The organism is Actinomycetospora endophytica (genome assembly GCF_021026375.1).
GTDB classification, from domain to species: domain Bacteria; phylum Actinomycetota; class Actinomycetes; order Mycobacteriales; family Pseudonocardiaceae; genus Actinomycetospora; species Actinomycetospora endophytica.
The window spans coordinates 110,039-122,653 of the sequence record NZ_JAJNDB010000011.1; the positions used below are offsets into that span (position 1 = coordinate 110,039).

Genomic DNA, 12,615 nt, shown 5'->3' on the forward strand with positions numbered 1-12,615 from the left:
GTTCAGCGTCAGCGACGCCGCATCGCTGACAACGGCCAGAACCTACGGATGCGAGAACGCCGCCAACTGCGCCGACCGCACGTCGTCCGTCTGCGCCTGCACCAGGTGGAACATCGCCTCGCGCGACCACCGCTGCTCCGGGCTGGACGCCAGCATCGCCGACCCGCCCCGCGCCGAGACCAGCCCGGCCGCCGCCCGCACCGTCAGCTCCGCGATCCGGCCCCGCAGCGAGAGCCGCTCGTCGACGAACCGGTCGCGATCCGACGAGAACCGCAGCTCGTACGCCCGCTCCCGCAACGGCCACGCCGTCGCGGCCAGGGCCTGCGCCTCCTCCAGCGCGGCCGGGCGCTCGCGGTCGTGCCCGGTGCGCACGGTCTCGTCGATCACGCGGCGCAGCAGCCCGAGCGTCGCCGGCTTGGTGTCGACGACGGTGCCCCGGTCCTGGCGGCGCCACTCCTCGTGCCCCAGGACCGCCGCCACCTCGTCAGAACCGACAGCCATCCCCGAGAACTCCAGCCCGACGGTGCGCGTCCCGCCCATGACCGCCAGCGAGTACGGCTCGGTCGCCCGCAGCCCCGGCCGCTCGTGGGCGGGGAGCAACGCGAACACCGCCTCGCCGGAGTCGGACACCCCGGCGATCAGCATCAGGTCGACCAGCTCCCACCCGGTGCACCACTCCGCCCGCCCGCTGAACCGCCAGCCGCCGGAACCGTCGGGCTCGGCCCGCACGGCCGGGGTGCCGGGCCGGCGCAGGTGGGCGATCGCGATGCCGCCGAGCTCGTCGCCGCGGGCCAGCGCCTCGCGGTACTCGTCGGCGGCCGGGTAGGCCGACCCGGCGGTCAGCGCCTGCGGGCTGCGGTGCTGGGTGAGCACGAACCAGGTCGCGGCGTCGGCCCCGGCCAGGACCTCCTCGACCTCGCAGAGCGTGCGCTCGTCGTGGCCGAGCCCGCCGTCGTGGACCGGCGCGGCCACGCTGTAGAGGCCCTTCGCCGCGAGCCAGCGCAGCATGCAGCGCTGGACGCCGATGGCGGGGTCGTCGCTGTCGGCCGCGTTCGCCAGCAGCATGTCCGTGGCCCCGCGCGCGAGCGCGACGGGGTCCGCGTCGGTCATCAGACCGTCGTGGCCGAGAGCCGGGGGGAAGGCTGCCATGACCTCAGGTTCTCCAGGGGGGAGCGGGGGAGTCGAGGAGAGTTCCGGTCAACCGAACGCAGGCCCCCTCACGACGACGACCCCAGCTGCGCCTTGACGACCTTGCCGGTCTGGTTGCGGGGCAGCGCGTCGAGGAACTCGACGTCACGGGGGGAGGCGAAGCGGGCCAGGTGGTTCTTGACGTGGTCGCGGACCTCGTCGGCGGTCAGCGACGCGCCGGACTCGAGCACGAGGTAGGCCGCCAGGCGCTGGCCGTACTCCTCGTCGTCGACCCCGACGACGGCCGCCTCCTTGACCCCGTCCATGTCGGCCAGCAGCCCCTCGACCTCGCCGGCGTGGATGTTCTCCCCGCCCGAGACGATCATGTCGTCGGCGCGGCCGGAGACGAACAGCAGGCCGTTGGCGTCGTAGTGGCCGAGGTCGCCGGTGCCGAGCATGCCGTCGACGACGTCGGTCTGGCCGCGGCCGCCGGTGTAGCCGGTGAAGAGCATGTCGTTCCCGACGAAGATCCGCCCCGTCTCGCCGGCCGGGAGCTCGCGGTCGTCGTCGCCGAGGATCTTCACCTCGGTGCCGACCGGCGGGCGGCCCGCCGTCCCGGGCTCCTGACGCAGCTCCTCGGGCTTCGCGATCGAGGCCCACGAGACCTCGGTGGAGCCGTAGAGCATGTAGAGCTTGTCGCCGAAGCTCTCCAGGAACTGGGTGACCTTGTGGGGTGGCATCGCCGAGCCGGTCGCTGTGACGGTCCGCAGCGCGGAGGTGTCGTAGCGGGCGAGCACGTCGTCGCCGAGCTCGAGGATCCGTTGCAGCATCACCGGCACCGCGAACATCGAGGTGCAGCGGTGGGTCGCGAGCTGGACCAGCGCGTCCTCGGGGTCGAACTTGCGCCGCAGCACCAGCGTGGAGCCCATGAGCGAGCCGATCTGGAACGCCGCGAAGCCCCAGGTGTGGAACAGCGGCGCCGAGACCAGCGCCGGCTCGCGGGCGGTCAGCGGGATGCGGGAGAGGATCGCGTTGACCGGGCCGATCCCGGCCGGCGACGGCCGCTCCGCGCCCTTCGGCGTCCCGGTGGTGCCCGAGGTGAGCACGATCGTCTTGCCCGTCGGCGGCTTCGTCGGGAGCGGCTTGGACCCGTCGACCGCGATGAGGCCCTCGAGGGTGTCGTCGCCCCAGCACGCGGCGCCCGCGTCCTGCCAGGCGGCGATCTGGGTGACCGAGTCGTCGACCTGCTCGAGCCGGTCGGCGAGGTCGGAGTCGACGACGATCGTCGTGATCTCCTGCTCCTTCGCGACCGCGCCCATCTGCTGCGGGGACAGCCCGGTGTTGAGCAGGACGACGTCCGCGCCGATCTTCGAGGCGGCGACGATGGCCTCGATCGGCCCCCGGTGGTTGCGGCAGAGCACCGCGACGCGGCTCCCGGGCCCGACGCCGCGGTCGGCCAGGGCGCGGCCGAGCCGATCGGTGCGGGTGTGCAGCTCGTCGAAGGTCAGCGTGCCCCGGTCGTCGACGAGGGCGAGCCGGTCGGGGTGGCGCCACGCGCCGACCACGAACGCCGTCGTCGGGGTGAATCCGTAGCGGTAGAGCGCCACGGGGAACCGGGCCACGCGGTCGGGCCGGATCGGGGCGACCACGCCGGACTCGATGAGCAGGCGCACCCCCGTCGCGAGCTCGGTCGGGGTTCCGAACGGCGTCCTCACCAGTGCACTCCAGGCAGAAGTCGGGCAAAGGCCTGCGCTCCCCGGGACAGCGGGCCCGCCTCGAGGGCGCGGTCCTCACCGGGGGTCTTCTCCCCACTACCCTCCCGGGCCGCCGATGACTCCGGGAAAACGCGGTAGGCGACGTGCATGACGACGTCGACGAGGCGCGGCGCGATGTTCGCCGAGACCGCGCCGAGCGTGCCCAGGGCCGTGCCCACGTGCTTCGGGCGGTCGACGAGGGCGTGGACGACCATGTCCGCGGCCTCCTCGGGACTCGCCGTCGGGAACGCGTCGTAGATCCGGGTGGGCGCGATCATCGGCGTGCGGACGAGCGGCATGTGGATCGTCGTGAACGTGATCCCGTCCCCGATGAGCTCTCCGGCGACGATCCGCGCCCAGGCGTCGAGCGCGGCCTTGGAGGCCACGTACGCCGAGAAGCGCGGCGGGCCGGTCTGCACACCGATGGAGGAGATGTCCACGATGTGCCCGAAACGGCGCTCGATCATGTGCGGCAGCAGGGCGAGCGTCAGCCGCAGCGCGCCGAAGTAGTTGATGGCCATGGTGCGCTCGAAGTCGTGGAATCGATCGAGCTCGAGCTTGACCGAGCGGCGGATCGACCGGCCGGCGTTGTTGACCAGCATGTCGATGCCGGTGTCGGGCCCGGCGTGGTCGGCGAGCATCGCCTTGACCAGCGCCTCGACCGACTCGGCGTCGGTGATGTCGCACGAGTAGACGTGCGCCTGGCCGCCCTCGCGCTCGATCTCGACCTTGACCGCCTCGAGCTCCTCGGTCCGCCGGGCGACGAGCAGCGGCACGCCGCCGTTGCGCGCGACCTTGATCGCGGTCTCGCGGCCGATCCCGCTCGACGCGCCGGTGATGACGACGCGGCGTCCGAGCAGCGGGGGACCGGGGCGGTGACGACGGGCGCGGTTGGGGTCGAGGTGCTCGCGCCAGTAGTCGACGAGGACGGGCGCGTAGTCGCCGAACTCCGGCGGGGTGAGGCCGTCCAGCGCCTCGACGGTCTGGTCCGCGGTGTAGACGCACGGGAACGTCAGGTGGGGCAGGACCTCGGGCGGGATGTCGAACTCGGCGAGCGCGATGTCCCGGGCGGAGCCGCCGGCCGGGGTGGCGCCGAGGCGCTCGGCGACGGTCGTGAGCGCCGAGCCGAGCGCGTCGGGCAGCACCGCGGCGAGCTTCGGGGCGCCGAGCGGTCCGGCCAGCGCGTTGTAGATCTCGGAGAGCGGCTGCGGACGCGGGCTGACCAGGTGGAACGCGCGCCCGTCGAGCTGCGGCGTGTGGACCAGGCGGACCATCGCGTCGGCGACGTAGTCGACCGGGACGATGTTCGTCGCACCGAGCTCCGGCGCCGGGACGCGCAGGAAGCCCGGGAGCCGGCCGAAGGCGCTGATCGCGCCCATGAGGTAGTACGGCCCGTCGATCTTGTCCATCTCGCCGGTCTGCGAGTCCCCGACGACGACGGCGGGCCGGTACACCCGCCACGCGGTCGTCGACTCCTCGCGGACGATCTTCTCGGCCGCGAACTTGGTCTCGTGGTACGGGTTGCCGAACTGCTGGCCGAGGTCGAAGTCCTCCTCGGTGAAGACCCCGGTGTGCTCGCCCGCGACGGCGACCGACGAGACGTGGTGCAGGCACCGCGCGCCGAGCTCGGCGGTGACGGCGACGACGTGGCGGGTGCCGTCGACGTTCGCGGCCCGGTTGGCGGCGTCGTCCGCGGTGACGTCGTAGATCGCGCCGAGGTGCAGCACCTCGTCGACCTGGCCCGCGAGATCGTCCACGGTCTCGTCGGAGAGCCCGAGCCGCTCGGCGGTCAGGTCACCGGTGACCGTGACGATCTTGTCGGCGCCCTCGAGGTCGCGGGTGCGGCGGCGGAGCTTGTCGACCGAGCCGCGACGGACGAGCGTGTAGACCGCCTCGCAGTCGTCCCGCTCCAGCAGTCGGGCGAGGACCGCGCGTCCGAGGAACCCGGTACCGCCGGTAACGAGATATCGCATGGCGGAGGATCGTGGCACGACCGCGCGGACTGCGCCACAGACCCGCTCAGGGGTCCTCGCGGCTCATCGCGTCGACATCGTCCTCGGACTTCGTGTCCGGCGCGGCTCCCGCCACGTTCCGGGTCGTCTTCTGCTCCTCCGGCTGCTCCGGGTCGAGGCCCTCGAGCAGCTCCTCGGTGTGCTCGTGCTCGCCGACGTAGCGCTGCTCGATCTCCTCGGCGCGTTTCGCTGGGTCGCTCATGGATGCAGGGGTGCCCACTTCGCCCCGTGGGGAGACCCCGGCACGGCACGATGGTTCCCGTGACTCCGCTCGATCTCGAGAACCTCCCCGAGGACCAGGTCCGTGCGCTGCGCCGCGCGCCCGACGCCGGGTTCCGGGAACCGATGCTCGCGACCCTCACCAAGCCGACCGACCCACCGCCCGGGCCGGCGGGCTGGAGCTTCGAGCGCAAGTACGACGGCGTGCGCGTCATCGCCACCCGCGAGCGCGGCGAGCGCCCGAAGCTCTGGAGCCGCAACCGCAAGTCGGCCGACGCCAGCTACCCCGAGGTGGTAGACGCGCTCGCCGAGGCCGGCCCGGAGCGGTTCGTGCTCGACGGCGAGATCGTCGCCGCCGACGGGAAGTTCGGGTCGCTGCAGGCCCGGATGCACCTGAGCGACCCGAAGCGGGCGCGGGCGACGGGCGTCGAGATCGAGTGCCACCTGTTCGACCTGCTCGTGCTCGACGACCTCGACGTCACCCGGCTCCCGCTGCGCACCCGGCGGGGCCCTGCTGGAGACGGTGGTGCGTGACGACGGGCCCCTGCTGCACTCGCCGACGCTGGACGGCGACCCGCTGGCCCTGCGCGACGAGGCCTGCGCCGACGGCTGGGAGGGGCTGATCGCGAAGCGGCTCGACGCGCCGTACGCCTCGGGACGCAGCCGGGACTGGCTGAAGCTGAAGTGCGTGAAGGACCAGGAGTTCGTCATCGGCGGCTGGACCGACCCGGCGGGCTCACGGCAGGTGCTCGGGGCGCTGCTCGTCGGGTACCACTCCGACGGCGAGCTGCGCTACGCCGGCAAGGTCGGGACGGGGTTCGACGATGCGGCGCTGAAGCTCCTGCGCTCCCGGCTCGACCCGCTCGCCGTCGACGACCCGCCGTTCTCCGAGGCCCCGCGCGAGCGCGGCCAGCACTTCGTGCGTCCGGAGCTGGTCTGCCAGGTCGGGTTCGGCGAGTGGACCTCCGACGGCCGCCTGCGCCACCCCCGCTACCAGGGGCTGCGCATCGACAAGGACGCCGCGGACGTGGTGCGGGAAACCTAGGTGGCCTACGGCCTTGTGAGCACAAATTGACGCCAGAGCATCAATTGGTGCTCACCAGCGCGAGGCGCACCTATGGATGGCGCGCGTAGGCGTCTATCACGCAGTACACGCAGTACGCCGCGAACCCCACCGCGGCGACCACGAACATCGTCGCGCCCAGGGTGTGCGCCGCGATCGTCCGCAGCGCGACGTCGACGCCGCCGATCCGCTGCGGGGCGTCGTCCCAGGCGGCGTACGCGGTACAGACGCCGACGACGCCGAAGGTGACGGCCCGCGTCAGGTTCCCGACCGACCCGGTGACCAGAGTGAGCGTGCGCCGGTGGCCGGGCAGCTTCTCGGGCACGAGGTCGCCCATGAACGTCGCGCGGATGCCGGTGTAGCTCATCGAGAAGAACATCCCGATGGCGAACAGGCCGACCGCCCCGACCAGCCAGCGCCCGGCCGGGTGCGCGAACACCTCGTTCACCGTCATCTGGAAGGCGTTGCGGCGACCCTGCAGCCGCGTCGCGAACTCGGCGGCCAGGTACGCGACCGACAGCACCCCGATGGCCTTCGCCGCGGCACCCAGCCGCTTGCGCCAGCGCTCCTCGTCCCGCGCCCACCGGAACCCGACGGCCGCGGCCCGCAGCTGCCAGGCGGCGAACGCGACCAGTGCGATCGCGGCCGCCGCGAGCAGCCACCGTCCGAGGAACCCGCCGCCGGCGGCGACCAGCTCGATGGCGCCGCGCGGGTCGGCGTGCTGGTCGCGCTCGCCGATCATCGCGATGCGCACTGCGAGGACCGCGATCCCGAGGTGCACCAGCCCGTACGCGACGAGCCCGACACGCCCGATGGCCTCCATCCAGGCCGGCGCGTCGCGGTCGATGCGGGGTGCGGGGTCGATCGGCCCGGTGTCACCCGGCGCCGGGAGCGTCGACGCCGGACCGCCGGGGGCGGCCGACGTCGGCGCGGAGCTCATGGGAACAGTGGTACCCCGATGTGATCCGTCTGTCGCTGTGGGCAGGCTGTGACCTGTGTGGCAAAACACCAACGGGTCACGGCCACCGGGCGGCCCGGGCGTACTGCGCGGGCCAGGTGACGTCGTCGTCGGCCCCGAGCTCGTGCGCGGCCCGTAACGGCCAGTGCGGGTCGCGCAGGAACGCCCGGGCGAGCAGGACGACGTCCGCCTGGCCGGTGGCCAGCACCTTCTCGGCCTGGTCGGGCTCGGTGATGAGCCCGACGGCGCCGGTCGGGACGCCGGCCTCCCGGCGGATGCGCTCGGCGAACGGCACCTGGTACCCGGGCCCGACGGGGATCTCCGCCTGCGGGACGTTGCCGCCCGACGACGTGTCGACCAGGTCCGCGCCCGCCGCGGCGAGCGCGCGGGCCAGCGCGACCGAGTCGTAGTCGTCCCACCCGCCCTCGGTCCAGTCGGTGGCCGAGATGCGGGCGAGCACGGGCACGTCGTCGCCGACCGCCGCGCGCACCGCCGCGGTGATCTCGACGGCGAGCCGGACCCGGTTCTCGAACGACCCGCCGTACGAGTCGGTCCGCCGGTTCGACAGCGGCGAGAGGAACTGGTGCACCAGGTAGCCGTGGGCGAGGTGCAGTTCGACGACGTCGAACCCGGCGGCCAGGGCACGGCGCGCGCCGGCGGCGAACGCGGCGGGCAGCTCGGCGATCTCCTGCGCGGTGAGCTCCTGCGGCTCGGTGTAGTCGGCGAAGGCCTCGGGCGACGGCCCGACCGGCGTCCACCCGCCGTCGTCGGGAGCCACCGGGCCGGTGCCGTCCCAGGGCCGGACGGTGGACGCCTTGCGGCCGGCGTGGGCGAGCTGCATCGCGGCGGTCGCGCCCCGGGCGTGCAGGAACTCGACGATGCGGCGCCAGGCCGCGACCTGCTCGTCGTTCCAGATGCCGGCGTCCTGCGGGCTGATCCGGCCCTCGGGCACGACGGCGGCCGCCTCGGTCATGACCAGTCCGGCGCCGCCCGCCGCGAACTGGCCGAGGTGCACGAGGTGCCAGTCGTCGGGCACGCCGTCGGTCGCCGAGTACTGGCACATGGGGGAGACCCAGATCCGGTTGCGGACGGTGGTCCCGCGCAGGGTGATCGGGGTGAAGAGCTCGCTGGTCACGTGACGGTTCAACGATCTTCGTGCCGTTGAACTTCCCGGCACCTACCGAGCGCTCTCCCCGAGACCGTCCCGCAGCTGGCCCAGCGTCTTCGCGAGCAGCCGGGACACGTGCATCTGCGAGATCCCGACCTCCTCGGCGATCTGCGACTGCGTCATGTTCTTGAAGAACCGCAGCATGATGATCGTGCGCTCGCGCGGGGCCAGGTCGGCCAGCAGCGGGGCCAGCGACTGCTGGTACTCGACCTTGTCCAGGGCCGCGTCGGCCTCGCCGAGCAGGTCGGAGACGGTGCCCGAGTCCGGGTCGTCGACGAGCATCTCGTCCAGCGAGCCGGACCGGTACGCGTTCGAGGCCTCCAGCGCCTCGAGCACGTCCTCCTTGGGCAGGTTGAGCTGCGTGGCGAGCTCGGCGGCCGTCGGGGCCCGCCCGAGGGTCTGCGACATCTGCGACATCGCCGAGGACAGCGTGACGTTGAGGTCCTTGAGCCGGCGGGGCACCCGCATCGACCACGCCTGGTCCCGGAAGTGGCGCCGGACTTCACCGGTGATCGTCGGCACCGCGTAGGACAGGAAGTCGGTGCCCCGCTCCGGGTCGTAGCGGTCGACGGCGTTGATCAGCCCGAGGGTGGCGACCTGCTCCAGGTCCTCCTCCGGCTCGCCGCGCCGGGAGAAGCGCCGGGCGATGTGCTGGGCGACCGGGAGGTGACCGCGGACCAGCTCGTCGCGCAGCTCCGCACGACGCGGGCTGCCCTCGGGCAGGTTCGCGTGCTCGGCGAGCATCGGCATGAGGTGGTCGTACTCACCCCGCGAGCCGCGCCGTCCGTTCGTCTCCGCGGAGGCTTTCTCGTCGGAGGAGGCGTTCTCGTCGGTCTCGGGGTCGACCTCACGAGCCGTCACGACAGCGGGGTCCCCAGACGCTCGACGGAGAGGCGGAGGGCGAGGCGGAACGGGTCGCCGTCCTGGCCGGGGGTGGCCGAGAGCATCCGGACGTCGCTCGCCAGCGTCGTCAGGACCCGCCATCCGAACGAGTCGGTGTCCAGCCGTTCCGCGCCGGTGGTCAGGACCGATGCGGTCACCGTGATGTGCTCCTCGTGGACGTTGAAGGTGCAGGTCAGGCGCGTGTCGGGGCGGGCGAGCGTGATCAGGCTCGAGCACGCCTCGTCGACGGCCATCCGCAGGTCGGCCACGGCGTCGAGGGTGAACTCGGCGCGGGCGGCCAGGTCGGCCGCGACGGTGCGCATGGTGATCACGGCCCGCGGTCCGGCCGGGACACGGACCTCGACGTCCTCCGGTGGGTCGAACCGGTCGCCGGGCACGCCGGAGCCGCACGTGACAGGTCCGTTCGTGACAGGGGGTTCGGGCCGCGCCACGAGCACCTCCTCGTCGGTTCCGCGCCGCACCCGGACATCCGCGGGGAGCGCGTCGGTCGCCGCGGCGCGGGTGGGTCCCGGCCGTCATCGGTCGCCCGTCGTGTACCCGAGGCCCCTGCCGACAAACCGGCGGTCACCCCGGACCGAGGTGTGGATCTAGTTCTGCGGCGATTCGTGACGGGCCGGTGGGGCCGCCGCGGCGAGGGCCGCCGGGACGTCGTCGTGCAGGGCCAGCGCCCGGTCCAGACCGGTCACGGCCAGCGGGCGGCGCACGGTCCGTCCCGAGCCGGCGAGGAGGAGCTCGGCGCCGCGCAGGCGCAGGTCGTCGGTGAGCTCGAGGAGCAGCGTCATGCCCGCCGAGGCCAGCAGCACCACGCCGGTGAGGTCGAGCACCACCGCGCGGGCGCCCGCCTCGAGGGCCCGCTCGACGCCGAGCCGCACGGTGCCGAGGGACTGGGCGTCGACGTCGCCGACGACCGCCACGACGTGCACCCCGGGCGCCGCCTCCCGCACGGCCACCTCGGCGGCCCCGGGCTCCGGCACACCGTCGTCGTGAGGATCGGGGTGCACGCAGCCTCCAGGAGCACGGGCTCCCGCCGTCGTTCGGGCCAGCGAGGACGGGGGAGCGGTCGGCATGACGGGTCGGTGGAGACCGGGGGCCGAGGCTTGACCCCGCGGTCTGCTTGTCGCGACGGTAACGACCACCCGACGACGGGGGTCACGCGCCGTCGCCGTTCCCGTCGGCGACTCCTCCGCCCGGGTGATCCACTCCGCCGCTCAGCGTCCCCGGAGTGCCTGCACGGTCGCCTGCACCCGGGGATCGCGCAGCAGCTCCTCCGTCGAGAGGGGCAACGGGATGCGCCAGTTCGGGTAGGCGTCGGTGGTCCCGGGGAGGTTCGGCTGGCGTACCTCGTCGAGCACGTCGGTGAAGGAGGCCAGCACGATCCGCGAGGCCGCGCGAGCCAGCAGCGTGTGCATGGCCCCGACGATCGCCTGCTCCGAGCGGTCCTCGCCGAGCACGCCCTGCGCCTCGAGCAGCGCCAGGAGCTCCGCGCGGTCGCGCTCGGCCTGCTCGCGGGCCCCGTCCGGGTCGGTGAGCAGCCCGGCGGCCTCCCGCGCCCGGACGTGCTCGTCGCGGAGGAAACCCACCGCCGTCGGGAGGTCGTGCGTCGAGATCGTGCCGAGGGTCGAGGCAAACCACTGCGGGGGCGGGACGAGCCGGCCCGCGTCGTCGCGCTGGAACCACAGCACCGCGCACCCGAGCATCCCGCGCGCGGCGAGGCCCTCGGTCACCTCGGGCTCGACCGTCCCGAGATCCTCCCCGACGACGATGGCCCCGGCCCGTGTGGCCTCGATCGTCAGGACGGCGAGCATGGCCCGGGCGTCGTAGGCGACGTAGGTGCCCTCGGTGGCGGGCCGGCCGGGCGGGATCCACCACAGCCGCCAGAGCCCGGCGACGTGGTCGATCCGCACGCCGTCGGCGTGGTGCAGCACCGCGGCCAGCATCTCGCGCAGCGGCGCGTAGCCGGCCTCGGCGAGCCGGTCGGGGCGCCACGGGGGCAGCGACCAGTCCTGGCCGAGCTGGTTGAAGTCGTCCGGCGGCGCACCCACGTGCACCCCGGGCGCGAGGAAGGACTGCAGTGCCCAGGCGTCGGCCCCGTCCGGTGCGCACCCGACGGCGAGGTCGGCGACGAGGCCGACGGGCATGCCGAAGGTGGCGGCGTGAGCCTCGGCGAGCTGGACGTCGAGCAGGTACTGGCACCAGGCGTGGAAGACGATCCGGTCGGCGAGCTCGGCCTGCGCCGCCGGGATGCCCGGCCCGTCGGGGGACCGGAGGCCCTCGGGCCACGACCGCCACTCCGGGCCGTGCCGTTCGGCCAGCGCGAACCAGGTGGCGACCTCGCGCAGCGCCTGGTCCATCGCGGCGACGGCGGCCCGGTGCTCACCCGCGAGCGCCTCGTCGGTCGAGGCGTACTCGGTGTCCTCCTCGGCGGCGACGAGGAACCCGCCCGGTACCAGCGGGGCCTCGCGACCCGGGAGGCCCGGCAGCGCGCCCACCGACCCGGCGAAGGGCCGCAGCAGCGCGAGCGCGGACCGCTTGGCGTCCCACACCGCGTCGTAGTCGATGAGGCCGTCGTCGGCGGACTCCGCGAGCACGTCGACGGTGTCGTGGCCCGGGGCGAGCCGGTCGACCGCGTGCCGGACGTGCGCGGGCGCGGCGCGGTAGGCCGGGGTGGCCTGCACCCGCAGCGACACCGGGTGCAGGAAGCGGCGCGACGACGGCGAGTACGGCGACGGCTCGACCGTCGGGTCCAGGCGCAGGGCGTGCAGCGGGTTGCACAGCACCGCCCCCGCGCCCTGGGCGGACGCGGCGCCGAGCAGGTCACGCAGGTCGACCAGGTCGCCGCAGCCCCACGACTCGGCCGAGTGCAGCGAGTAGAGCTGCACCATCCAGCCCCAGGTGCGCGGCACCTCGGGGAGCCGGTCGGGCGCCACGAGCACGGTCGACTCCGCACCGCCGCACCGGAGCCGGTGGTAGCCGACCGGCAGGTCCGCCAGGTCCAGCGTGGTCACCGACCGGACGGTGCCGTCCTCGAGGGTCAGCTCGCCCGGGCCGGGCAGCGCCAGATCGGTCGGCGCGACGATCGTCGGCGGCAGCTCGGTGCGCCCGCGCCGCTCGCGCAGCGCCTCGCGGACGGCCTCGGGGGAGGAGGCGTCGACGTCCAGGGCGGCCAGGACGTCGACGACGATGCCGGAGTCGACCTCCACGGTGCGCTCCGAGGCGTCGCGGTAGCGGGTCGCGACCCCGTACGCCGCCGCGAGCTCGGCGAGGTCGTCCTGGACGGGAGGCACCGTTGCTCCTCGGGGATCGGGCGATGGACCAGTCCAGGATCCCAGGTCGGCCGGCGAGGGCGTTTCCCGACGCGCCGTCCGGACGCGTGGCGAGGGTCCCGTTCCGCACGAACGGCACCGTCGCCG

12 protein-coding genes are annotated in these 12,615 nt (G+C 73.8%); 2 read left to right on the forward strand and 10 right to left on the reverse strand.

Going from position 1 to position 12,615, the window contains the following annotated elements:
* Nucleotides 1-42: 42 nt before the first annotated feature.
* The 4 genes from LQ327_RS34430 to LQ327_RS33060 form a co-directional block, all read right to left on the reverse strand.
* Nucleotides 43-1,149 (reverse strand): acyl-CoA dehydrogenase family protein, encoded by a 1,107-nt coding sequence (locus LQ327_RS34430; protein ID WP_269071424.1) that lies wholly within the window; start codon nucleotides 1,147-1,149, stop codon nucleotides 43-45.
* Between the two features lie 68 nt (nucleotides 1,150-1,217).
* The gene (locus LQ327_RS33050; RefSeq protein ID WP_230740934.1) at nucleotides 1,218-2,843 is read right to left on the reverse strand and encodes an AMP-binding protein; all 1,626 of its coding nucleotides are present in this window, start codon (nucleotides 2,841-2,843) and stop codon (nucleotides 1,218-1,220) included.
* Nucleotides 2,840-4,855: an SDR family oxidoreductase gene (locus tag LQ327_RS33055; protein ID WP_230740936.1), complete on the reverse strand. Its 2,016-nt coding sequence runs from the start codon at nucleotides 4,853-4,855 to the stop codon at nucleotides 2,840-2,842. The genes LQ327_RS33050 and LQ327_RS33055 overlap by 4 nt, the downstream gene beginning before the upstream one ends.
* Nucleotides 4,856-4,901: 46 nt before the next feature.
* Nucleotides 4,902-5,096: a hypothetical protein gene (locus LQ327_RS33060; protein ID WP_230740938.1), complete on the reverse strand. Its 195-nt coding sequence runs from the start codon at nucleotides 5,094-5,096 to the stop codon at nucleotides 4,902-4,904.
* Between the two features lie 59 nt (nucleotides 5,097-5,155).
* Here LQ327_RS33060 and LQ327_RS33065 point away from each other — a divergent pair, with 59 nt between their 5' ends.
* Nucleotides 5,156-5,647, forward strand: coding sequence for an ATP-dependent DNA ligase (locus tag LQ327_RS33065; RefSeq protein WP_230740940.1), 492 nt, complete (start codon nucleotides 5,156-5,158; stop codon nucleotides 5,645-5,647).
* A complete protein-coding gene (locus LQ327_RS35145; protein ID WP_230740941.1) occupies nucleotides 5,640-6,158 on the forward strand; it encodes an ATP dependent DNA ligase in 519 nt (172 codons plus the stop codon). The genes LQ327_RS33065 and LQ327_RS35145 overlap by 8 nt, the downstream gene beginning before the upstream one ends.
* A gap of 70 nt (nucleotides 6,159-6,228) precedes the next feature.
* On the opposite strand, the gene LQ327_RS33075 is transcribed toward LQ327_RS35145, so the two are convergent.
* The 6 genes from LQ327_RS33075 to LQ327_RS33100 form a co-directional block, all read right to left on the reverse strand.
* A complete protein-coding gene (locus LQ327_RS33075) occupies nucleotides 6,229-7,116 on the reverse strand; it encodes a DUF1206 domain-containing protein (protein WP_230740942.1) in 888 nt (295 codons plus the stop codon).
* A 76-nt stretch (nucleotides 7,117-7,192) separates the two neighbouring features.
* Nucleotides 7,193-8,269, reverse strand: coding sequence for an NADH:flavin oxidoreductase/NADH oxidase (locus tag LQ327_RS33080; RefSeq protein WP_230740943.1), 1,077 nt, complete (start codon nucleotides 8,267-8,269; stop codon nucleotides 7,193-7,195).
* 42 nt (nucleotides 8,270-8,311) lie between these two features.
* Nucleotides 8,312-9,052: an RNA polymerase sigma factor SigF gene (locus LQ327_RS33085; RefSeq protein ID WP_230740991.1), complete on the reverse strand. Its 741-nt coding sequence runs from the start codon at nucleotides 9,050-9,052 to the stop codon at nucleotides 8,312-8,314.
* Nucleotides 9,053-9,159: 107 nt separating this feature from the next.
* Entirely contained in the window at nucleotides 9,160-9,582 is a 423-nt protein-coding gene (locus LQ327_RS33090; RefSeq protein WP_230740944.1) for an ATP-binding protein, read from the reverse strand.
* Between the two features lie 210 nt (nucleotides 9,583-9,792).
* Complete coding sequence (locus LQ327_RS33095; RefSeq protein ID WP_230740945.1) at nucleotides 9,793-10,206, reverse strand: STAS domain-containing protein; 414 nt, start codon at nucleotides 10,204-10,206, stop codon at nucleotides 9,793-9,795.
* A gap of 207 nt (nucleotides 10,207-10,413) precedes the next feature.
* Nucleotides 10,414-12,489: a 4-alpha-glucanotransferase gene (locus tag LQ327_RS33100; RefSeq protein ID WP_230740947.1), complete on the reverse strand. Its 2,076-nt coding sequence runs from the start codon at nucleotides 12,487-12,489 to the stop codon at nucleotides 10,414-10,416.
* Nucleotides 12,490-12,615 lie beyond the last annotated feature (126 nt).